This is a genomic window from Fodinibius sp. GM108 (assembly GCF_058386985.1).
In genome coordinates, this window is record NZ_JBYEIR010000001.1 from 190476 (window position 1) to 210998 (window position 20523).

Genomic DNA, 20523 nt, shown 5'->3' on the forward strand with positions numbered 1-20523 from the left:
TTTGTATAGGCTTGTTGGATCTGTTTATGAATAGTCCTGTCCATATATGCTGCCGTCTTCATCAGCTACCTGGACCACGCGGAACATGCCGCGCTCCATGTGATAAAGAATGTGGCAGTGAAATGCCCACCGTCCTTTGTCGTGCGGCGTAACAAGGGCAGAAATACGTTGGGCCGGTTGCAAGAGTAGAGTATGTTGCCGGGGGTTGTACTGCCCATTACCGTTTTCCAGTTCCATCCACATGCCGTGCAGATGGATCGGATGCTCCATCATTGTGTCATTGACCAGCGTCAGCCGAAGTCGCTCGTTGTGTGTAAACTCGATGGGGCCGTCAACTTCGTGAAACTGCTTGCCGTCGAAGGACCACATGTAGCGTTCCATGTTGCCTGTAAGGTGCAGCTCCACTTCGCGCTGAGCATCACGTTTGTCTTTGTTGGGACGCAGGCTTTTTAGGTCATTATACACCAGTACCCTACGTCCGTCATTGCCTAGTCCTATGCCCGGCTCATTGAGGCGGTCAAACTGGTTTTGGGCTATTGCGGCTGCACCAATACCGTGTGTGTCGGGACCATGTTTGACTGGGGATTTTTTATCTTTGGACATATCCATGTTGCCATGATCCATATCTCCGTGATTCATATCCCCATGGTCCATGCCATCCATGTCATCACCCTCCATATCCATATTGTCCATGTCCATTGCCATGCCCATGTCTTTCATGCTTCGTTTGGGTCGGGGACGAAGATCAGGTACGTCGGCTTCCATGTCTTCTCTTGGTGCCAGTGTGCCGCGAGCGTAGCCGCCGCGGTCCAGCGATTCGGCAAAAATGGTATAGGGTTTTTCTTCTTTGGGTTCTACGATGACATCATAAGTCTCGGCAATACCAATTCGGAACTCATCGATGGGCACCGGCTCTACATTTTGGCCGTCGGCTTGTACTACGGTCATCTCCAGGCCGGGAATGCGAACGTCAAATGCCGTAGTACCGGCCGAAGCATTGATAAATCGAAGACGTACTTTTTCGCCTTTGTTGAACAAGGCGTTCCAGTTGGAGTCCGGGCCACGACCGTTCACAAGATAAGTGTAGGTGGCACTAGTAACATCGAGTAGGTCCGTTGCACTCATTCTCATTTTGCCAAATGAGAGATAATCTTTTACGGCATCACCAAAGCCGTCGCTTTTTACATCCTTAAAAAATTCTCCAATCGTTCGCTTCTGGTAATTGTAATAACCTTCCTGTTTTACGCTGTGTGCTAACACATCATAAGGATCTTCAAACGTCCAATCAGAGAGCACGACCGGGTATTCTCTATCATACTCTACAGGATCTTCATCGGCCGGATCGATGATCATGGGTCCGTAGTGTCCTAGCTGTTCCTGCAACCCCGAGTGGCTATGATACCAGTACGTACCACTTTGCCGGACTGGGTATCGATATTCAAACGTTTCGCCGGGTGCAATACCGTCAAAACTTACTCCGGGCACCCCATCCATCTGGAAGGGCAGCAGGATCCCATGCCAGTGAATGGAGGTTGTTTCATCCAATTTATTCGTTACTCGCAACATAACGTCTTGCCCTTCTTTTAGCCGAATGAGGGGGCCGGGCACCGTACCATTGATTCCAATTGCTTCGCCCTGCTTTCCATCAACTTTATGAGGCATTTTGCCAATGGTCAAATCAATGACATTGTCAGGTCCTTTAGGGGTCAGTACTTCTCGATCATTAAACCCGGCAAACGCATATGCCGGGAGGATTGAACTTACCCCTGCCATGGCCGCCATTGATGCAGTATAACGAAGAAATCGGCGGCGTGTCATGTTGTTACTGTCTTCACTCATAGCTGGTTGTTTGTCTCTTTGTTCAGCATTAGAAAATATGATTTCAACATAGAGCTGAAATATAACAGAGGAACCTTAAATCAAGCTTAAAACATTATTGGTCTGTATCTTATATCTTAAGACCGTTTTGTTAATAATCAGTAAGTTTGTGGTATGTGGATATTTTTAGTGGAAGATGAAAAACAGCTGGCCAACTCTCTTAAACGGGGACTCGAAGAGGAGGGGCATGTGGTTGAGGTGATGCATGACGGTGAAGAGGCTGAGCTGCAGGGACTGGTGAATGATTACGATATAGTCATCCTGGACTGGCGGCTGCCCAGTCGTGATGGCAAGCAAATCCTGGAGCACTGGCGCGCGGAAGACCGGACCTTCCCGGTGCTTATGCTGACGGCACTCAGGGATCTGGATCACAAGGTTTCCGGACTTGATGCGGGAGCCGATGATTATATGAGCAAGCCATTCTCTTTTGAAGAGCTGCTGGCCCGCGTTCGGGCATTGGGACGGCGATCTTCGGAGATGCAGAATAATGAGGCGGTTTCGGTGGGTCCTATTGAACTGAATTCGCGCAAACACTGGGTAAAAGTATGTGGTATTAAACGATCGCTTCGGCCCAAGGAATTTATCCTGTTGGAACTTTTGCTGAGCGAACCGGAAACAGTGTTTTCTAAGACCCAGCTGGCAGAGCGGGTTTGGGGATCAGCCTATCACGTGAGCGATAATACGATAGAGGCTACGATTTCAACGCTGCGTCAGAAGCTGGCCGAATCGTTTGAAGAGTGTGGAAAAGAATTTTTGGAAGACAACTCCCAAGCTATTGAAACCATCCGCGGTGCAGGGTATCGACTGAATGGCAACTTAATTAACGAAGATGAGTAATATGAAAAGTAGTTTGTCGAGCTTTTTTGATCGGCTGTCGATTTCTAAAAAGCTGGCATTTTGGTATGGGTTGAGTTTGTTTATCATGCTAAGTGCTTTCGGCTATTTTTTATATGAATCCTTTCATCAGTCGATCCATCATAACTATGATCGCCATCTGCGGTTTGAGGCCGAGCAACTTCTTCCGCATATCGATACCACTCAAGATACGCTTTCTATTGATCTTACCGATTACAGCAGGAACGCTGCACTCGAAAGTGGTGTCGAGTATGGAACGTATGTTCGGCTGTACAACCAGAAAGGCAGTCTGATCTACAAAAGCCCTAACTTCGCGGATGTAAAACAGCCGCTGGATAAAGAGATCCCCGACCGGCCTGAGGAATATTCGTTCAGTAGCCAGTGGCAGGACCTGCCCGCCCGAACATTGTTTTATCCGATTAGAGATAATAGTGGCCAGCTTTGCGGATGGCTGGAGGTTACCGGCTTTGAATGGACGTTGCATGAAGAATTGAGCCTGTTTAGACAATATTTGTTGGTTTTGATTGCTATCAGTGTCGCTTTTTCTATCCTTGGAGGATATTGGCTGTCACTGCGGGCATTGTCCCCGGTATCTTCGATTATTGATGCTGCCAAATCAATTACGGCCACAGACCTGGATAAAAGAATTCCCGTAAAATACCAGGTTAGGGATGAGCTTACGGATTTGGCCGAAACCTTTAACATGATGCTCAATCGGTTGCAAAGGGGATTTGAACGGGAGAAACGCTTTACATCGGATGCAGCCCACGAGCTGATGACACCGTTATCTTCCATGAGGAGTGATGCTGAAATTATGCTGCGGAAACACCGTTCGAAGGACGAGTATCGCGAAACTATACAGCGAATGCTAACGGAAACACGTCGCATGAGTGAGATGGTGCATCTGCTGCTTCAGTTGTCAAGAGTAGAATCGGTCCATCGTTCTCAGCCGGAAGTTGTTAATATCAGTCGCATTACTGGAATAGTATCAGAAGAACATCAACAGAAGGCTTATGAAAAGAATATCGATTTGGATATGGAGATTGATCCGGACCTGCATGTTCGGGCGCATGGAGCTTATATCGAAGAGATTATCAATAATCTTTTGGGAAATGCCTTAAAATATACTCCCGAAGGAGGAAGCGTAGAACTACAGTTGAAGCACACCAGTGGAAAAGCTGTTATCCACCTAAGTGATACCGGCATTGGATTTGATGAAGAAACTAAGAAACACTTGTTTGAGCGATTCTACAGGGCTAACCACAAGGATGTTCAGGAAAGTTCCGGAAGTGGATTGGGGCTGCCCTTGGTAAAAGCCATTGTTAAACTTTATGATGGAAAGATTCGTGCTTATAGCGACGGTCCCGGCAAAGGCAGTACTTTTGTGGTGGAGCTGCCGCTTGTGGAAGGAAAAAGGAGTTAAGTTTTTTTGGTGCTAATTTTGCTTTAGAATTTTCTTCCGCTCTTCAAATTCCTCCTGTTCAATTTCCCCACGGGCAAACCTTTTCTTTAGGATATCCAATGCATCTTCTTCTAGCTCTGCTTTGGATTGATATGGAAGAATGTTGAAAATCACCAGCAGGATAACAGCAACTACAATGATCCACCATATCCAATGCATGCCTATAAAATGATGGTCAAAAAACATATAGCCTCCACATTTTTGAATTCACAAGTATAGTATGTCAGACAGAATAACTTGCTATTAATAAAGTAAGAGGAGTTGCCTTAAACCAAGCTTAAAATAGGAGGGAAAAATTTTATAACTGCTTGGTAAAGTTTCTTACAGATCTGATGTTCGGACCTTTCCGGTGGTGACCCAGCATTAGGATATGGCATAAGAATATGGCTATGACGAACAGAAAAAAGATTACGTCACTGCTCAATCCCAGCGAAGGAGCGAAGAAAAGAAGCAGTAGCGGGACACCGCATGAGTATGCTTGCTCATTAGGTGAAAGGATTGTTGTCGGTTAGCGAACTTTTGAGCTGGTTAAACTCCTCTTCCGATATGTCACCGCTTTGCAATCGCCTCCTGTGAACCTCAATGGCCGCCTCTCTGATTTCAAGCCGGTGCTTTCTGCGCTGGGCCAGATACCAGGTAAGAAGAAAGACCCCGGCCAATAAAATCCACAGCACCGGGGCCCAATGAGTATTCAGAGCGTTTAGCCATTCCATGATTAATGGTGTTGTTGATGGTCGTGGTCATTCATTTTATCGTCCATCATATCTCCCTGCATCATCTGCATGCACATCATATGTTTTTTCATCATCGTAGAGTCGCCGGACATCTCCATCATTTTGGAGTGATCCATTTTGCCGTTTTCCATCATAGCTTGCATCATTTCCATATGCTTCTGCATGCGCTCTTTCATTTCGGGATCGTTCATCATTTGTTGCATGTGTGCCATCATGGCTGAGGGATCCATCTTTTCGGATTTCATCATGTGCTGCATCATCTGCTGTCGCATTTCCGGATTTCGGGCCATATGCTCTATCATCATAGCGCGCATGGTCGAATCCTGCATCATCTGCTGCATCTGTTGTTTCTTCTCGCTCATATCTTCCTGCGTATCCTGGGCTATTCCCGTTCCGGCTAACAGAAGAACAATTGAAAAGACTAGTGTTAAGCGTTTCATAACTGTTACCTTTGTTTGATTAAATTCATCAGATAGTTTATCCATCTGATAGCAAAATAGCATCTACATGCTTAAAGCAACCTTAAAGTATCGAGATTGAATTGCTAGAGAACAGCGGCGCCCTGTTCTCCGTCTCGTATTCGGGTTACTTGTTCAATAGGATTGACAAAGACGAGGCCGTCTCCTTTGTGGCCGGTGCGCCCGTGTTCCTGAATGATTTCGGAGATTGGTTCGACGTCACTTTCTCCTGCGGCGATTTCAATTTTTGCTACATGTGTATGCATAGCCGGAAAATTCAGAGATCCGTGTCGATCGGAGGGGTCGCTGTACCGTCCGGTTCCTTCGCCCTCGAAGACAGTCATGCAGCAGTAGCCTTCCTTGCGAAGTGCAGTGTAAACCTCCTCCAATAGCATCGGTCGGATATACGCTTTGACGAGTTTCATAATAACCTCTGTTTTTAGCGTTCGATATTGAGAAACTGAGCATTGACAGCTACGATGACCGTACTCAGTGACATTAATACGGCACCCAATGCCGGACTTAAAATGATTCCATAGGTGTAGAGTACACCGGCAGCTAGCGGGATGGCAAAAGCGTTGTATCCTGTTGCCCACCACAGATTCTGCACCATCTTGCGGTAGGTGGCTTTGGCCAGTGCGATCAGAGAAGCTACATCTTTGGGATTGCTCTGGGTAAGGACGATATCTCCGGTTTCGACCGCCACATCCGAGCCGGCGCCGATGGCTATTCCTACATCGGCCTGGGCCAGGGCAGGAGCGTCATTCACACCGTCGCCGGTCATGGCAACATTGAGTCCGCGCTGCTGAACTTCTTTGATTTTTGCAGCTTTTTCTTCAGGCAGTACCTCGGCAAAGAAATCATCCAGTCCGAGCTCGTTAGCCACGTAGGCAGCCGTTTGCCGGTTGTCACCCGTCAGCATAATACATTGAATTCCCATCTCGTGCAGGCTTTGGATAGCTTCGCGGGAATCTTTCCGGATACTGTCTCCGAGTGCAATAGCCCCCCGCAGCTGGTCATCAATAACTACAAAAACTACCGTTTTGCCCTGACCGGAAAGCTCTTCATAGTGTTCACCCGGCAGTTCTATATTCTGTTCACGTAGATAGCCGGGACTTACTACTTTGATCTGTTTGCCATCTACGCGTCCTTCAATGCCTTTTCCTGTGATGGAGTTGAACTCCTCTACTTTCATCAAGCCGTTGGCAGATTTTACGATGCCCCGGGCAATGGGATGTTCTGAGTTCTGCTCCAACGAGCCGGCAAGGCTCAACAGTTGTTCTTTATCGGCGAAGCCGTTGAAAGTGAGCACGTCGGTCACGCCGAATTCACCGTGGGTAAGCGTTCCGGTTTTGTCAAAAATGACGGCCCCGATATTACGAGCCTGTTCAAAGGCTGTTCGGTTTCTAATCAGGAAGCCGTTTTGAGCGGCCAGACTTGTGGATACGGCTACAACCAGCGGCACGGCCAGCCCCAGGGCATGGGGACAGGCGATCACCATTACGGTTACTGTTCGCTCTAGAGCAAAAACAAAATCTTCTGTTGTAAAGAAGGTCCAGGCGAAGAAGGTGAGCGTACCGGCACCTAACGCAATCATTGTCAGCCAGAAAGCGGCGCGATTCGCCAGATCCTGAGTACGCGATTTGCTTTCCTGCGCCTGGCGGACCAGATTTATAACCTGCGATAAAAAGGAATCCTCTCCGGTTCGGTCCACTTCTATGGTCAGGGAGCCCTCTTCGTTGATGGATCCGCCGATTACTTCGTCATCCGGTTGCTTGGATACTGGTTTTGACTCGCCAGTCATCAGCGACTCGTTGACCGAACTTTTTCCTTCCACAACCACTCCGTCGGCTGGAATCTTTTCGCCGGGTTTTACCAGTACTTTAAATCCCTTTTGAAGCTCTTCAAGCGGGATATCTTTCGTGGAACCATCCTCCTGGATGACGTGCGCCTCCGACGGCATCAGCCTGGCCAACTCTTCCAGCGCCCGCGAGGCGCTCATCACTGATTTCATTTCGATATAGTGGCCGATCAGCATGATATCGACCAGCGTTGCCAGCTCCCAGAAGAAAATCTGTCCCTCTACACCAAATACTACCAGCGTGCTGTATATGTAAGCCGCCGTAATGGCTATACCGATCAGGGTCATCATTCCCGGCTGGCGGTCACTCACTTCATCATAAAGTCCTTCTAGAAATGGCCAGCCGCCGTAAAAGAATACGATGCTTGACAGTACAAATGATATATATAGATCTCCGGCAAATCGAAGCGATTCGCCCAATCCTAGAAACTCCTGGATCATCGGCGACAGAATCAGTATCGGGATGGTCAGCGCAATTGAGATCCAAAACCGCTTCAGGAAATCCTTGGCCATATGGGCATGATGTTCGGCATGTCTGCCGGAGCCTTTATGCTCCTTTTGATTGGGATGTTTATAATCGTGGTCGTGACCGTGTTCCATGTTTCCGTGAGAGGTTTTCATGGTTGCATCCGGATAATTTAAAAGCGACTAAATGATAGAAACATGATTTCTGCTAGTTGTCTATTCCATTATAAAAGCTATGAGCTTAAATTAAGCTTAAATAGTGGTATTTGTATTCATGTTGTTTCAATAAAAAAGGCAGCTTATTTTAAAGTTGCCTTAAAGACTAGGGGCTAAAGGTGCTCTTCTGTGTAAGTCTAAAAGAACTTCGAATTCTTCTTCCTATTCGAATTAAAAACTTCTCACCAAAACTATTACTATCCGCAGCTCATTTAAAAATAGGTGCAACATTCTTTCTTTTTGCTGTAGGAAGATTAAGATATTGAACATATAAGCGAAGAATAAGCTTTTAATTCTATTTTATATGTATCCATGTAGTACTATTTGTAGCACCAGCTTGAGAAATTCTTGAGACAGGAAAGAATTATAAATAAAATGTACCCGCCAAAAAATGACGGGCACATTGGTAAGAGTACGCTGAGAGGACTCGAACCCCTAACCTTTTGGTCCGAAGCCAAACGCTCTATCCAATTTAGCTACGGGCGCTTATAGAGACTCTATTTCTCTAAATTATAAAGCTAAGCTAAGTAATGATACCATTCACAATATACTTACTTGATAATCAGCATTTCCTTTCAGTCAAGCCCGAATTTGTTTGATTATGATCCGAAGCCAGTCCGAGATATTGCTGTGCGCGAAATGAGCCGCGATTTTGAGATTTCATGTAGTACTTTTTGTAGTACCTAAGAGGAACTGTGGAAAAAGATTTCCCTTCTTTTTATTTAATAGTAAATTTATTTACAGTAGACTAATTACCGGAAAAGTTTAGATCTCTCGGGTTGAGGATTTAGGATCATATCGGTTTGATACAAGGTGTGGCAACTCTTCTTAGCCTGTCCCAATGCGGATAATAAGCTGCAGATCAGCAAGTATGTTATTTTCCCTTTGGACCCTATTAAATTAATTCCTGTTGATGGTTTTCAGCTTTAGTCAGTAGATAAACTGTTATATATTGATCCTCCTTGACTAACTTCTTTCTAGAAGCTGTATACACTCAAATCACAGGTAGCCGTATGGGTTAGCTATTTTTTACATTATCCTATTATTATGCAGTACATTAAAAAGGAAATTTATTTTATTCCTCTTGAACTATTAGTTAACTATACTTTATTACTTGATTAAAAGGGAGGAATATGGAGCATCTAGCTTTAGAGTCTTCTCTTTAGGGAAACTCTTTTATTTTTTAACATTATAAGAGAGGTTTTTAGTTATTGTTATAAGTTGAGTTTAAGTAGCTAAAGAAGATGTCTTCCGTCGAAAAAGTTACATTCAATAATAGCACCAGTCGGGAATTCAGCAAAACAGTAAAAAAGCGGGTCAATCAATATTTTGAGGAGCGTGATCTCTCCAAGCATGCCAACGTGGAGATGGTAGTCAAAACCATTGTATTGCTGACCCTCTATTTCGGGTCGTATGCACTGATCATCTCGGGACAGTTTTCTCTCAGCTTCATGTGGTTTTTAACCTTTTTGATGGGCATTGGAATGGCCGGGATCGGATTCTCGATATCGCACGATGCCCTTCACGGCGCTTATTCTTCAAACAAGCATATCAATAGGGCCCTGGGATTTACCTTTGATCTGCTGGGAGCGAATGGGTATATCTGGAAAATAACCCACAACATTATCCACCACACCTACACCAACATTCACGGACACGATGAAGATCTGGAGGTGGCAGGATTTATCCGGCTATCACCGCATTCTGAGTATAAGCCGATCCATCGCGTTCAGCATATTCTGGCATTTTTTGCCTACAGCCTGGCCACCTTTTTCTGGGTGTTTGTCAAAGATTACAAGTATTTCCTCCAAAAGAATCTCGGTCCATACGAAAACAAAAGTCATCCCCTCAGCGAATGGATCATTCTTTTTGTAACGAAAGGCATATATTATACCTACATGCTGGTGCTACCCATGCTTCTGCTCGATATTACCTGGGTGCACCTGCTGATTGGATTTACAACACTTCACCTGACGGCCGGCCTGATACTGGGTATCATCTTCCAGCTGGCTCATGTTGTGGAGGAAACCGATCATCCGGAGCCGAACGAAGAAAACATGATTGACGAACACTGGATGATTCACGAGATGGTGACTACCAATAATTTTGCACGCGATAATAAACCATTATGCTGGTTTGTCGGCGGACTAAATTTTCAGATTGAGCATCATCTGTTTCCGAGAATATGCAGCGTGCACTATCCGGCCATTAGTCATATTGTGGAAGAGACGGCCAAAGAGTTTGACATTCCCTACAACCATCATGACACCTTTTTTGAAGCAGTAGCCTCCCATTATCGCACACTTAAAAAATTCGGTGATCCGGAATTTACCTATTCTGATCCTGAGTATGAATTTGATTTCTCATGACCTTTCTCCTTTAGTATGAAGAATCATTGATGCGCTGACGACAGCTATTTATACCTGCCGATGGGAAGGCCAATCTAACGTTTGAGGCTGGAACACGATATAGGGAAATGAGTTAGTATAAAACACTTCTAAACCGCTATCTATTCATCCCTATTATGATTCAAGCTATTAAAGACACAATCATTAACATTTATCCTGAAGATGTAATACAGTATGCTCGTACAGTATGCTCGAGACCAGGATTTAGACGTGACATCCATCGAGGATTTTCGACAAATGGCGCCCCACTATGACCGCATCGAATCGATGATGGACAGCTATCGCTCATCCTTTGCAAATACCAGCATTTTAGGAGGATTAACGACGGGGATCGGCGGGCTCATGACGTCGATAACATTTGCCACGGTCGATACTATTTCGCTGTCGTTGCAGCTGTACCGGCTCTCCCAGCGATTTGCCATTTTGAATGGATTTGACGGCAGTAAACCGCTGCACCAGGATAAAATGATCAATATTTATTTCGAGTCGCTAAGCCTCAATGGCGTTACCCAAGCTACACTTAAACATCAGTTGCTTAAAGCAAGCGCCGTAGCAGGTACCCGCCATGCATCCGATAGTCTGGTGCTGCGGGCCATTGTGAATATCGGAAAGGCGATGGGCAAGAATATCTCTTCCAAGCGCGCGGGCCGACTGGTTCCGATATTCGGTGGCGTGGTTGGGGCAACCGTCAACTATTCATTTGCCCGTAAAACGAGCCGGGCCATGAAAAAAGCTTATAAGCGCGCCTACTTTGATACTTGGCAAAGTTGAAGTTACTGAACTACCGGCTTTAGTCCGTATTCCAACCGCGTACCTTTTTCAGAAGTAAGGAGTCGAGCTCATGGGCCGGGTCTTCGTTATGCAGTACTGAAACATCTCCGGTTGCTTCCATCACGACAGCTTTTACCTGGCTGAGTTGGGTGACATTGGCCTCGCGTAATTTTGCCCGTAAATCATCGCGGGTTACTTCGGCCTCTCTTAAGTTATCATCCAGGATTTCACTTCCCCTCATGAGTAACAACGGTTGATTATCAACGGCGTAAGTTACCCACTTTGATCTGCCCCTTAACTTTCCTATAGTCACTTGAAGAATATAAAGCAACCCCAGGGCTACCATCGCCTGAATTAAAGGGGGATCTTTCGTTAAAACAGTGCTTGCAAGTAACGAGCCGATGGCAACGGTCACCGCAAAGTCAAAGCCCGACATTTTCGAGAAGGAGCGAAGTCCTGCCAGGCGCGTGTAGGTTATCAGGGTTACATAAATTCCGATGGTTGTAAGAGTTACCATCAGGATGGAAGACCAGGAAGTAGTTAGCCAGCTATAATCCATAATCAGGTATGTTTAGTTTATAGGGTTAGGGACAGATAATTTTACTCATGTATTGAAAGAACAGGTTTCGCCTGTGTATCCATAAATTGGCTCTCTACCATATTTTTTAAAATGACAAATCACTTTCTTATCCGAGATCTGGCTGAGCCAAAGTGTCGCGTGTTTGAGAAAGATTAAAAATGGTTAGTTCCGGCCGACACATGATCCGGATCGGAAGCAGACTGAACCCGATTCCCCGATTAACATAAAGTCGGTTATTCCTTTTACCAATACTTTCAGCAGCCCATCCCTCGGCGATGACCTCCCTTGGTAAAGCAATACCCAGCCAGCTTGCAGAAGGCAACAGTGGAAGGCTTATCTGCCCTCCATGCGTATGGGCGGCCAGGGTAAAAGTCCCATGACCAGCCGGAATATCCCTAAAAATAATGGGATTGTGCATGAGTACCACCCGCGGTTCACTAGCAGGTATTTTGCCAAAGGCCTTCTTTATATCAGTTCGGCCCGCCCATTTCGAACCTAAACCAATAACATGAAAAGTGGAGCCGCTGTCGTTTGTCAAGGAATAAGAATCGTTTTCAAGTACTGTTATGCCAACATCTTCAAGAGAGGAACTTAAATAAGCCGCAATGGGGTCATTCACTTCACCGTTATCTTTTGAAAGAGAATAATCATGGTTGCCAAGTACCGCCACAACGGGTACCTCTGACTCCATTAACGGTTGAAGCAATGATACGGCTCGTTTTACAACTGAGGAATCAGCGTTGTACACGAAATCACCGGCAATTAATACCATGGCAGGTTTTGCTTCCACGGTTTCTCTCACAGTTTTTTTGATCATCCCCGTATTGCCCCACCACATGCCCACCTGAAAATCTGCCAGCAGCGCCACCTTTTTTCCTTCCCACTCCGAACCTAAATTTGGCACCTCTACATCATGTCTCTGTACATCAAGGAGAAAACGGGGTTCAATAATAAAACCCCAAACACCTAGGGCAAGTAGTGTTATCAGAACAAAGAGGGAGGTTAATTTGAAAATTTTCATCTAGCTATTTTAACCCAATTACCTACCTGTTGATTTTATGCGATGGTATTTGTCTTTAAATACCTGCTAGCTATCGTCCGACTTTTTGCTAAAGAACTGCATTTCTATCACTCAATAACTCTGCTCTTGATTAGTTTCGATGAATCAAGCTGCTAATTTATTCTACCACCTGCAAGCAGATTTTCCTAGCTAAAGTTACCTGTTCACTTTCTTTAGAATCTCTTGCAGGTGAGTGATATTACACTGCTATTTACTGATGATTACGTTTTCGCATTGCTTCTTTTCGGATAGTGGCACATAATTTATCAGAAGCTTCATCTTTGGTTATATAAGCTGAGGCACCAGCCCTGAGCATCTCTTCTTTCACTGTTTGAATTTCATACACGGATAAGCCAATGATCTTTACGTTTGGTAAAAAATTGGAAATAATAATATTTGTGGCTATAACGCCACTCATTACGGGCATACCCACATCCATGACAATTACATCAGGAACATTATTTTCCGCAAATACAATGGCTTCTTGACCATTCGATGCCTCTCCGATGACCTGTAGGCTTGGCTCCTTGTCAATGGCATTTCGGAGTCTGTCACGTATCATCTTGTGATCATCGACAAGTAGTACTTTTATTTCTGTTTGCTCTTCCATGTCTTGTTCCGCTTTATTCGTCCTCTTTGGTACGAATGGGTTGGTTTTCTTTTTCAGGTCCAACAGCATCAATAATATGAAGAACCGCATTGTACAGCATAAGCACGACGGTAATAACTGCTCCCGCCAGTAGAGATGAAATGAATAATGCAGCATAATAAAGAAAATAGAACCATCGAAGGGTTCCGGAATCGGTTTCTTGAACTGGCACGTTTAACAACAGGTAAAAAAGCACGGCTACAATAAATGTAACCATATCAACGAGGGCAATTTGTTTAATGCGTTGATAATGAACCCATTTGAGTTTGGTTTCACTAGAACTGCTTAAGCCCAGCAAGGTAAGCATAAGGGCAAGTACGGTTATCAGTGCAAGCATGAGTGTGCCACTAAATGCACGTACGCTTGGCAAGACTGTTTCCAACAAGAACTGAGCTTCTGAACCACTAATTTGACCAATCATCCAGCTCCCGCCCATAATCGTCAGAGCGGCTAAGAATCCGCCTAACGCAGCACGGCGGGCATCTGCCTTTAAGGCTTCGCTTTGCCATTTTCTGCCGGATTCTTTTTTCTCATTCATTTATAAAACTCCCGAGATGATAGCTGTGTAAATTATTGACCTTGTTTTAATTCAAACTATCCGTTTTAATTATTTGTTCCACTATAGATAATAACGGAGAGACGGATATGGATTTTTCTTGGATCGTGACCTCGATGAGCGCTTTGTTGATGGAGCTGAAATATGAACAACTCCGAATCGTTCGCTGGTCCTTGCGGTTTTTCCCGAGTGGAGGTGCGAGTTTAAAAATTAGGGAGAGATGGATTTCCATTCGTTGATTTTTTGTTATACAATCAAATTCATCAAAGGAAGAGTATCATGAGAGATTTTAATCCATTCCTCATCCTATTAATTAGTTCACTCCTATTTCTGCCGGGCTGTGGTGTAATAACTGCCATTTTCCAGGCTGGTTTTTGGACCGCTATCATAATACTTGTCGCCGTAATTGCCTTGGCAACGTGGGGTATATCCAGCTATAACAGTAATAGTGGAGATACCAAGGATACCAGCGACAGAGACGTATAACATTCACAATGACTTCATTAAAATGATCTTTAGTGTGAATCTGTTTGTTTTAAATAAAAACTTCAATCTTAATATATAGTTATGAATCAATCGAGAGAAGATAATGATGAGGTAGTACAAAAAATACCACGCGTATCATGGGGTGCCATTCTCGGGGGAGGTCTCACGGCATTAGCAATCTCCGTTATACTCAATTTGTTAGGTATTGGCCTTGGCTTTACAGCCATTAATCCAGTAGCGGAGTCCGATCCTTTTTCAGGGTTGGGTACCGGAACCATCATCTGGTGGATTGTAAGTAATTTGATTGCCCTGTTTTTAGGGGGAATGGTGGCCGGAAGAATGGCCGGTTTTATATCAAAGACCGATGGAGGGCTCCATGGTTTTTTAAGCTGGTGTTTGTACACTGTCGTCTTACTGTTTTTTGTAACAACTACCATCAGTTCTATAATTGGTGGAGTTACAGGAACCTTTTCATCCGTTTTGGGAATGGGAAGTGACCAACAAACTGTAATCCAGGTAAATAATCAGCAGCAACAACAGGCGCAGCGTCAGCAGGGATTACCCTTCAACAACATTAAAAACGAGTTCTTGCAGCTGATTAAACAAGCCGAACAATATGATATTCTGCCCGGCAATACGGCTGAACAGGTGCGAGAGACGCTAAATGAAGGAATAGCCGACATTCAAAATATGTGGCAAGAGCAAAATCTTGATAGAAATATAGCCGAATTCTTTAATGACCTTTCTGTTAACATTGACGATGGTAATTTGAATATTTCCGTTGACGGGGAATATATTAACCGGCAGGAAATAAAAGATTACCTGGTTCAAAACACCGACTTGAGTGAGCAGGAAATAGAACAAAGAATTGATCAATGGAACCAAAATATTGATCAGGCCATAACCGAAGTCGAGGATCTTTATCAGGAGACGAAACAACAGATCGAAGAGTTTAGCGCTCAACTTGCCGATACAATGGCGACCGTAAGCCTGGTTTCATTTTTCGTCTTTTTATTTGGTGCAATAGCTGCCTACGGCGGAGGCATGATGGCTGCAGAGTCAAATCCGGCTGTCAATGAGATAGAACCTATGAAGAGGTCGTGAAAGTATGGTTGGCTGCCGGCTTCCCGGCGGCAGCCAACTCCACATAGTTGAGTTAGTGCTGGTTCCAAAATATTCACAGTTACTCTTTGTGATACTGAGGGACGTTATAAACTTTGGCTATTTCCTCTCCGGTTTTTTTACCGGAGGCTATTGCCGCGAACAAGATATTATACTGAGATGCATTTTTATGAAACCAGATTTCATCAATTTGATTATACCACCAATCTGGTGATGGATGAACCTGAGGTCCATTGGCAGCGCATCGCGATAATGTAAGAAGGCCTTAAATAATGACCCCATCAGATAACATAAATTAAGGTACATGGAAAATTCATACCCTGAATTTTTTGTATTTGATTTCTATGTGGTACAGTTGTTTCTGATAGCATCCATAGTGCTGTTGATGCTGATAGTGGCGCCCCTTGTGAAATCAAAAAAGTATATTACCACGCCTATCTTCTTTTTATTGCTGGGTATGGCACTATTCCTGCTTCCAATTCCCTGGGATTTACCTGAAGTGACTGATGAGCCCGTAATATTGAAGCGAATCACAGAAGTTGGGGTAATTGTTGCGCTTGCTTCAGCAGGTCTTAAAATTAACGATCCTTTCTCATGGAAAACCTGGAGTTCCAGTGCAAGATTACTCTTGGTTACAATGCCTCTTACGATTGCTGTTACAGCTTTTCTGGGCTGGTGGGTTGTGGGTCTGGTCCCGGCATCGGCAATACTTTTGGGAGCCGTCCTTGCACCTACAGATCCAGTTCTTGCAAATGATGTCCAAACTTCAGATCCGGGAACAGCCGATGCTTCATCTGTTCGCTTAACATTGACTACGGAAGCCGGTTTAAATGATGGCCTTGCTTTCCCATTCACCAACCTAGCAATTGCCATTGCTGTGCTGGGGCTGGCACCCTCGGAGTGGTTTGTTGACTGGCTGCTTATTGATGTGTGCTATAAAATCATTGTAGGTGGAATTGTGGGATTCGTTTGTGGCAAACTTTTAGGGTTTTTACTCTTTAAACTCCCGGTAAAAGAAAACATGAAAATCACAGACGATGTATTTGCGATCGCCCTTGTACTTTTCCCATATGCGGTTGCAGAATTGATGTCATCGTACGGTTTCATTGCTGTGTTTGTATCCGCATGTATTTTTCGGCAGAAAAGGCCTGAGCATGACTATCAAAAAAGGGTTCACCAATTTTCGATCACAATGGAGGGTTTGTTGGAAGGAATACTGATGTTTATTATTGGCGGGTATCTTGTGTTTGGGGTTTTGAAACCCTTGACCTTTCCCATGATAGCAGTCTCTCTTGCGGTCATCTTTTTAGTCCGACCAATCAGTGGGTTAATCGCATTTACAGGAAGTGATCTGCCTAACCATAAAAAATGGATGGTCTCATTTTTTGGAATCAGAGGGATTGGTTCGTTGTACTACCTCTCCTACGGAATCTATATGGCTGATTTCCCTCAGTCTGATGAGTTATGGGCGATCACAATTTTTATTGTGGCTGCCTCTGTTTTTGTTCATGGCGTTTCTGCAAGACCTCTCATGGAAAGATTCGCAAAAACTGAATAGATATGCTAGTTAAAGGAACTATGTGAACTGCGGCAAGTTAGACTTGATATATAAACTTTAAAAGATAACATTATGAATGAAGGTACAGTAAAAAAATTAATCATAGGCAGTGCCTCTGTCGTTGTTGGGTATACATTGAAACAGTTGGCCCAAAAAAAATGGAAAGATGTGTATGATGAAGAACCCCCCACAACTCATCCATCTGAAGAAATTAACTGGAAAAAAGTTATAATTTGGAGCGTAATAACCGGTACGGCTATTAGCTCTGTTAAACTAGCTACTAAGCGATATCTTACCCTTAAAATGGATGCCTGATTTGAAAAGGCGGGGAGATGTTTGTGAGAATCCGCAAGATCTCGATTAACCCATCCTCATCTTAAATAGTAATACCCTGAAACGTTAGTCTCAGGGTATTAAAAGCTGGTAATGTTGGCTTTACACCATTAATGGAAGATTTCCTTACTCTGGAATCTTCAACACTATGATGTCGTGATCTTTAAAAAGAGCTGAAGCCTATTATCCTAAAATATGGCTGCTGCCGGGATCGCTATTCTTTAAAAATAAGCATTAGAGCCAGCAGAACACTTAACAGCAGGAATAGCGTAATTACACCAATAACCCAAAGTGATGTGCCTCGCACACCTTTCTCTGCCAGTTTTTTCAGTGCTTTACGATAGCTCATGAAACCTATAAGAAAGCTCATTCCGCCTGTAATAATCAACAGAATACCCACAGTGCGGACAATCCACTGCGATTCTACTGTGTTCAGTAATCGAGCTATCGCCAGACCTGCGGCCATAGCTGAAAGTCCGGTTCGTCCCCATGCGCTGAAGGTACGTTCTTTAGCTAAAAGCGTTCGTTCCTGAGCCCAATCAGTACGCTCATGGGCGCGGTCAGTGCGATCCTCCGCCAGTTCCTGTTTAGATTCATTCGACGCTTCTTTTTCCTTTGGGGCCATAGAGATTACATTTAGTTTTTAAGCTAAATTATTGTGATCCGTTATAATACCTGTTTTGCAGTAGGATTATATATGTTAGCACTTGAGGATTTAGACCTATTCTAATAAATCCACGACAGGACTTTATACTTATGTAATGCTAATTGATTGTAACGCATTCAGCCATTTTTATATTTCTTGTATCGGAAGCCTGCAAGAAATGGTGGCGCCCTTGGTTGCGAAACCGGACGTGTTTTTAATTTCAAGTATGCCACCAATTAATTAAACTCGGTGACGCATGATATTAATACCCATTCCTCCTTCTTCTTTTTCGGAACCCGAGAAGCCGGTGCCGTCATCTTCAATATTGAGATACAGATAATCCTTATCCGTTTTTAAGGAAATTGTGACATTTTCAGCATCTCCGTGGACAGCTGCATTTTTAGTTGCTTCATGGCCAATTCGGTACAAGTGGGTCGATATTTCTCTCAATAATTTAGAAAATAGCAAACGGTCAATTATATTTGGTTCGGCGATGGAGTTCGCCTATAACCGTTTTGATCTTTTTTCGATCAATTCTGATGACTCCTGTCAAAACTTTAATACAAATTATTAGACAGGAGTTAGAATATGAAAACCTTTTTACTGATAGGTATTGGTGGATTTATTGGAAGTTACTTTCGCTACATGCTCTCCTTTTACATAGAGCAGAAGATTTTATCCTCCTTCCCCTATGGCACTTTTGCCGTCAATATTCTTGGCTGTTTTCTTATTGGTCTGCTTTTCGGCTTGAGCAACCGATTTGATATAGCACCTGAATACCGCCTACTACTGGGCGTAGGTTTTTGCGGTGGATTCACAACATTCTCTACATTTTCTTATGAAGGGATTATGTTGCTGCAGGATGCCCAGTTTTTGTTTGGTTTTTTATACGGGGGTCTTAGTCTTATTATCGGATTTTTTGCTGCCTGGACCGGTCTTATTATTACACGTATATTTTAAATCATTCAGGCTATTGAACGCAATCCCGATTCAAAACTGCTTGGTATCTTTGTCGGTGAAGCCGACTAGATAGAAATGAACCGCAGTATCATAGAGCTTATTACAAAAAGTATGCCCTAATTAAAAAATTACACCTAAAACTTTTGGAAGAGGATTAAATATCAATTATTAAAAATAGAGATAATCTCTGGCTGTAGGGCAGGAAAAACAATCTCAACCTAGAGATGATTTATAGGAACCAGCCTGATGAGAATTGCGTTAATTACAATACGTACTCCGATGAAAAAAACAGATAACCTGCAATGGCAAAGAGAGACATTTTAGTGGTTGGTGCTTCGGCAGGGGGAGTATCAGTTCTAAAACAATTGGTGAATTCATTTCCCAAAGATTTTTCGGCATCTGTATTTATCGTCCTGCATGTACCTCCTTTTTCTCCCAGCAAACTGCCGGATATACTTAGTAGTGAAGGCGTTTTGGAAGCCGTACATCCCAAAGACACGGAGAAGGTAGAGCCGGGAAAAATATATGTGGCCTGCCCCGACCATCACCTTATTTTAGAGGAAGATAATGTGCTGGTAAAGAAAGGGCCGAAAGAAAACCGCTTCAGGCCTTCCATTGATGCGCTTTTCCGCTCGGCAGCTTATACTTATAAAGAACGGGTAATCGGAGTTGTGTTATCAGGCGCTCTTGATGACGGCACTTCCGGCCTTTGGACAATTAAACGAATGGGAGGCATTGCGATTTGTCAAGATCCGGAGGAAGCTGCTTTCCCAGAAATGTCGCAAAGCGTGCAGAAATATGTGGAACCAGATTATATTCTCCCAATATCTGAAATGGGAGCTGTTTTTAATAAGTTGGTTTCAGAAGACGCCGCAGAAGAACAAGAGGTCCCTCAAGAAGAACTAGACCGCCTGGCTTTAGAAGTTAAAATTGCTACATCCGACAATGCTTTTGAAAGAGGAATTATGGAAATGGGAGAGGTATCGCCTTTTACCTGTCCAAGCTGTAATGGTGCCCTTGTCCGCATTAAAGAAGATGTTCGGCTGCGATATAGATGCCATACAGGCCATGCCTTCACCGCAAGTGCTTTATTAGCAGGTATCTCTCAATCTGTGGAGGAAATCCTTTGGCAGGCTATGCGGGGCCTTGAGGAGACATCCATGCTGCTCCGGAAAATCGGAGACGAAATAAAAGACGCAGGAAATACTGATATGGCTGACAATTTCCTGCAAAAAGCCGAAGAAACAGCAGATAAAGCCCGGACGGTGCATGATGCTGCTTTTGAAACAGAACGCTTTAGTGCAGATCTACAGTACAAACAGGAAAAAGGGAAATAACCCATTAAAAAGAAATATGTCAGGCAGATAGTCCTCACCTATATTGCCCGTTGCGCCGGAGGTGCAGCGTAGAACTACTGGAGCTACTAAAAAACTTGGGTTATTTCTCAGACAAGGTTATGAATGAG

22 protein-coding genes and 1 riboswitch are annotated in these 20523 nt (G+C 44.0%); of the genes, 10 read left to right on the forward strand and 12 right to left on the reverse strand.

Going from position 1 to position 20523, the window contains the following annotated elements; translation table 11 throughout:
• Window positions 1-24: 24 nt before the first annotated feature.
• Window positions 25-1839, reverse strand: a complete 1815-nt coding sequence (locus ACT3ID_RS00895) for a copper resistance system multicopper oxidase (protein WP_491540094.1) — start codon at window positions 1837-1839, stop codon at window positions 25-27.
• Window positions 1840-1992: 153 nt separating this feature from the next.
• Here ACT3ID_RS00895 and ACT3ID_RS00900 point away from each other — a divergent pair, with 153 nt between their 5' ends.
• Together ACT3ID_RS00900 and ACT3ID_RS00905 are read left to right on the forward strand one after the other, a co-directional pair.
• The gene (locus ACT3ID_RS00900) at window positions 1993-2715 is read left to right on the forward strand and encodes a response regulator transcription factor (protein WP_491540095.1); all 723 of its coding nucleotides are present in this window, start codon (window positions 1993-1995) and stop codon (window positions 2713-2715) included.
• Window positions 2708-4156, forward strand: coding sequence for a sensor histidine kinase (locus ACT3ID_RS00905; protein ID WP_491540096.1), 1449 nt, complete (start codon window positions 2708-2710; stop codon window positions 4154-4156). Before ACT3ID_RS00900 ends, ACT3ID_RS00905 begins: the two co-directional genes overlap by 8 nt.
• A gap of 12 nt (window positions 4157-4168) precedes the next feature.
• On the opposite strand, the gene ACT3ID_RS00910 is transcribed toward ACT3ID_RS00905, so the two are convergent.
• The 5 genes from ACT3ID_RS00910 to ACT3ID_RS00930 form a co-directional block, all read right to left on the reverse strand.
• Window positions 4169-4381 (reverse strand): SHOCT domain-containing protein, encoded by a 213-nt coding sequence (locus tag ACT3ID_RS00910; RefSeq protein WP_491540097.1) that lies wholly within the window; start codon window positions 4379-4381, stop codon window positions 4169-4171.
• A 299-nt stretch (window positions 4382-4680) separates the two neighbouring features.
• On the reverse strand, window positions 4681-4908 hold the full coding sequence (locus ACT3ID_RS00915) for an SHOCT domain-containing protein (RefSeq protein ID WP_491540098.1): 228 nt from the start codon (window positions 4906-4908) through the stop codon (window positions 4681-4683).
• A 2-nt stretch (window positions 4909-4910) separates the two neighbouring features.
• Window positions 4911-5369, reverse strand: coding sequence for a hypothetical protein (locus ACT3ID_RS00920; RefSeq protein WP_491540099.1), 459 nt, complete (start codon window positions 5367-5369; stop codon window positions 4911-4913).
• A gap of 104 nt (window positions 5370-5473) precedes the next feature.
• Window positions 5474-5812, reverse strand: a complete 339-nt coding sequence (locus tag ACT3ID_RS00925) for a P-II family nitrogen regulator (protein ID WP_491540100.1) — start codon at window positions 5810-5812, stop codon at window positions 5474-5476.
• A 14-nt stretch (window positions 5813-5826) separates the two neighbouring features.
• Window positions 5827-7869 (reverse strand): copper-translocating P-type ATPase, encoded by a 2043-nt coding sequence (locus ACT3ID_RS00930; RefSeq protein ID WP_491540101.1) that lies wholly within the window; start codon window positions 7867-7869, stop codon window positions 5827-5829.
• A gap of 1304 nt (window positions 7870-9173) precedes the next feature.
• Between ACT3ID_RS00930 and ACT3ID_RS00935 the strand changes: the two genes are divergently transcribed.
• Both ACT3ID_RS00935 and ACT3ID_RS00940 read left to right on the forward strand, forming a co-directional pair.
• Window positions 9174-10298 (forward strand): fatty acid desaturase family protein, encoded by a 1125-nt coding sequence (locus ACT3ID_RS00935; RefSeq protein WP_491540102.1) that lies wholly within the window; start codon window positions 9174-9176, stop codon window positions 10296-10298.
• A gap of 213 nt (window positions 10299-10511) precedes the next feature.
• The gene (locus ACT3ID_RS00940) at window positions 10512-11108 is read left to right on the forward strand and encodes an EcsC family protein (RefSeq protein WP_491540103.1); all 597 of its coding nucleotides are present in this window, start codon (window positions 10512-10514) and stop codon (window positions 11106-11108) included.
• 19 nt (window positions 11109-11127) lie between these two features.
• On the opposite strand, the gene ACT3ID_RS00945 is transcribed toward ACT3ID_RS00940, so the two are convergent.
• The 4 genes from ACT3ID_RS00945 to ACT3ID_RS00960 form a co-directional block, all read right to left on the reverse strand.
• Complete coding sequence (locus tag ACT3ID_RS00945; RefSeq protein ID WP_491540104.1) at window positions 11128-11667, reverse strand: DUF421 domain-containing protein; 540 nt, start codon at window positions 11665-11667, stop codon at window positions 11128-11130.
• Between the two features lie 127 nt (window positions 11668-11794).
• Window positions 11795-12709, reverse strand: a complete 915-nt coding sequence (locus ACT3ID_RS00950) for a metallophosphoesterase (protein WP_491540105.1) — start codon at window positions 12707-12709, stop codon at window positions 11795-11797.
• Window positions 12710-12959: 250 nt separating this feature from the next.
• The gene (locus ACT3ID_RS00955) at window positions 12960-13358 is read right to left on the reverse strand and encodes a response regulator (protein WP_491540106.1); all 399 of its coding nucleotides are present in this window, start codon (window positions 13356-13358) and stop codon (window positions 12960-12962) included.
• A gap of 13 nt (window positions 13359-13371) precedes the next feature.
• The gene (locus ACT3ID_RS00960) at window positions 13372-13935 is read right to left on the reverse strand and encodes a hypothetical protein (protein WP_491540107.1); all 564 of its coding nucleotides are present in this window, start codon (window positions 13933-13935) and stop codon (window positions 13372-13374) included.
• Window positions 13936-14232: 297 nt separating this feature from the next.
• Here ACT3ID_RS00960 and ACT3ID_RS00965 point away from each other — a divergent pair, with 297 nt between their 5' ends.
• From ACT3ID_RS00965 to ACT3ID_RS00980, 4 genes are all read left to right on the forward strand, one after another.
• Window positions 14233-14439: a hypothetical protein gene (locus ACT3ID_RS00965; RefSeq protein WP_491540108.1), complete on the forward strand. Its 207-nt coding sequence runs from the start codon at window positions 14233-14235 to the stop codon at window positions 14437-14439.
• An 81-nt stretch (window positions 14440-14520) separates the two neighbouring features.
• Window positions 14521-15543 carry a TIGR04086 family membrane protein gene (locus tag ACT3ID_RS00970; RefSeq protein ID WP_491540109.1) on the forward strand — a complete coding sequence of 341 codons (1023 nt, stop codon included), beginning with the start codon at window positions 14521-14523 and terminating at the stop codon, window positions 15541-15543.
• Between the two features lie 322 nt (window positions 15544-15865).
• Window positions 15866-17119: a cation:proton antiporter gene (locus ACT3ID_RS00975; RefSeq protein ID WP_491540110.1), complete on the forward strand. Its 1254-nt coding sequence runs from the start codon at window positions 15866-15868 to the stop codon at window positions 17117-17119.
• A 72-nt stretch (window positions 17120-17191) separates the two neighbouring features.
• Complete coding sequence (locus ACT3ID_RS00980) at window positions 17192-17434, forward strand: DUF4235 domain-containing protein (RefSeq protein ID WP_491540111.1); 243 nt, start codon at window positions 17192-17194, stop codon at window positions 17432-17434.
• A gap of 232 nt (window positions 17435-17666) precedes the next feature.
• Here the strand turns inward: ACT3ID_RS00980 and ACT3ID_RS00985 are convergent, their stop codons facing one another.
• The gene (locus ACT3ID_RS00985) at window positions 17667-18077 is read right to left on the reverse strand and encodes a YidH family protein (protein ID WP_491540112.1); all 411 of its coding nucleotides are present in this window, start codon (window positions 18075-18077) and stop codon (window positions 17667-17669) included.
• Window positions 18078-18338: 261 nt separating this feature from the next.
• Entirely contained in the window at window positions 18339-18566 is a 228-nt protein-coding gene (locus tag ACT3ID_RS00990; protein WP_491540113.1) for an ATP-binding protein, read from the reverse strand.
• A 12-nt stretch (window positions 18567-18578) separates the two neighbouring features.
• A riboswitch (Fluoride riboswitch) is annotated at window positions 18579-18654 on the forward strand.
• Between the two features lie 32 nt (window positions 18655-18686).
• Between ACT3ID_RS00990 and crcB the strand changes: the two genes are divergently transcribed.
• Window positions 18687-19058 carry a fluoride efflux transporter CrcB gene (gene crcB / locus ACT3ID_RS00995; protein ID WP_491540114.1) on the forward strand — a complete coding sequence of 124 codons (372 nt, stop codon included), beginning with the start codon at window positions 18687-18689 and terminating at the stop codon, window positions 19056-19058.
• 302 nt (window positions 19059-19360) lie between these two features.
• Window positions 19361-20395 carry a chemotaxis protein CheB gene (locus tag ACT3ID_RS01000; protein ID WP_491540115.1) on the forward strand — a complete coding sequence of 345 codons (1035 nt, stop codon included), beginning with the start codon at window positions 19361-19363 and terminating at the stop codon, window positions 20393-20395.
• Window positions 20396-20523 lie beyond the last annotated feature (128 nt).

Excerpts from the sequence above, each read along its gene's own strand:
- ACT3ID_RS00895 (WP_491540094.1), bottom strand. The coding sequence starts at position 1,839 with ATGAGTGAAGACAGTAACAACATGACACGCCGCCGATTTCTTCGTTAT.
- ACT3ID_RS00965 (WP_491540108.1), top strand. The coding sequence starts at position 14,233 with ATGAGAGATTTTAATCCATTCCTCATCCTATTAATTAGTTCACTCCTA.
- ACT3ID_RS00920 (WP_491540099.1), bottom strand. The coding sequence starts at position 5,369 with ATGAAACGCTTAACACTAGTCTTTTCAATTGTTCTTCTGTTAGCCGGA.
- ACT3ID_RS00980 (WP_491540111.1), top strand. The coding sequence starts at position 17,192 with ATGAATGAAGGTACAGTAAAAAAATTAATCATAGGCAGTGCCTCTGTC.
- ACT3ID_RS00985 (WP_491540112.1), bottom strand. The coding sequence starts at position 18,077 with ATGGCCCCAAAGGAAAAAGAAGCGTCGAATGAATCTAAACAGGAACTG.
- ACT3ID_RS00960 (WP_491540107.1), bottom strand. The coding sequence starts at position 13,935 with ATGAATGAGAAAAAAGAATCCGGCAGAAAATGGCAAAGCGAAGCCTTA.
- ACT3ID_RS01000 (WP_491540115.1), top strand. The coding sequence starts at position 19,361 with ATGGCAAAGAGAGACATTTTAGTGGTTGGTGCTTCGGCAGGGGGAGTA.
- ACT3ID_RS00935 (WP_491540102.1), top strand. The coding sequence starts at position 9,174 with ATGTCTTCCGTCGAAAAAGTTACATTCAATAATAGCACCAGTCGGGAA.
- ACT3ID_RS00945 (WP_491540104.1), bottom strand. The coding sequence starts at position 11,667 with ATGGATTATAGCTGGCTAACTACTTCCTGGTCTTCCATCCTGATGGTA.
- ACT3ID_RS00915 (WP_491540098.1), bottom strand. The coding sequence starts at position 4,908 with ATGGAATGGCTAAACGCTCTGAATACTCATTGGGCCCCGGTGCTGTGG.
- ACT3ID_RS00950 (WP_491540105.1), bottom strand. The coding sequence starts at position 12,709 with ATGAAAATTTTCAAATTAACCTCCCTCTTTGTTCTGATAACACTACTT.
- ACT3ID_RS00970 (WP_491540109.1), top strand. The coding sequence starts at position 14,521 with ATGAATCAATCGAGAGAAGATAATGATGAGGTAGTACAAAAAATACCA.
- ACT3ID_RS00925 (WP_491540100.1), bottom strand. The coding sequence starts at position 5,812 with ATGAAACTCGTCAAAGCGTATATCCGACCGATGCTATTGGAGGAGGTT.
- ACT3ID_RS00900 (WP_491540095.1), top strand. The coding sequence starts at position 1,993 with ATGTGGATATTTTTAGTGGAAGATGAAAAACAGCTGGCCAACTCTCTT.
- ACT3ID_RS00905 (WP_491540096.1), top strand. The coding sequence starts at position 2,708 with ATGAGTAATATGAAAAGTAGTTTGTCGAGCTTTTTTGATCGGCTGTCG.
- ACT3ID_RS00910 (WP_491540097.1), bottom strand. The coding sequence starts at position 4,381 with ATGTTTTTTGACCATCATTTTATAGGCATGCATTGGATATGGTGGATC.
- ACT3ID_RS00955 (WP_491540106.1), bottom strand. The coding sequence starts at position 13,358 with ATGGAAGAGCAAACAGAAATAAAAGTACTACTTGTCGATGATCACAAG.
- ACT3ID_RS00975 (WP_491540110.1), top strand. The coding sequence starts at position 15,866 with ATGGAAAATTCATACCCTGAATTTTTTGTATTTGATTTCTATGTGGTA.
- ACT3ID_RS00930 (WP_491540101.1), bottom strand. The coding sequence starts at position 7,869 with ATGAAAACCTCTCACGGAAACATGGAACACGGTCACGACCACGATTAT.
- crcB (WP_491540114.1), top strand. The coding sequence starts at position 18,687 with ATGAAAACCTTTTTACTGATAGGTATTGGTGGATTTATTGGAAGTTAC.
- ACT3ID_RS00940 (WP_491540103.1), top strand. The coding sequence starts at position 10,512 with ATGCTCGTACAGTATGCTCGAGACCAGGATTTAGACGTGACATCCATC.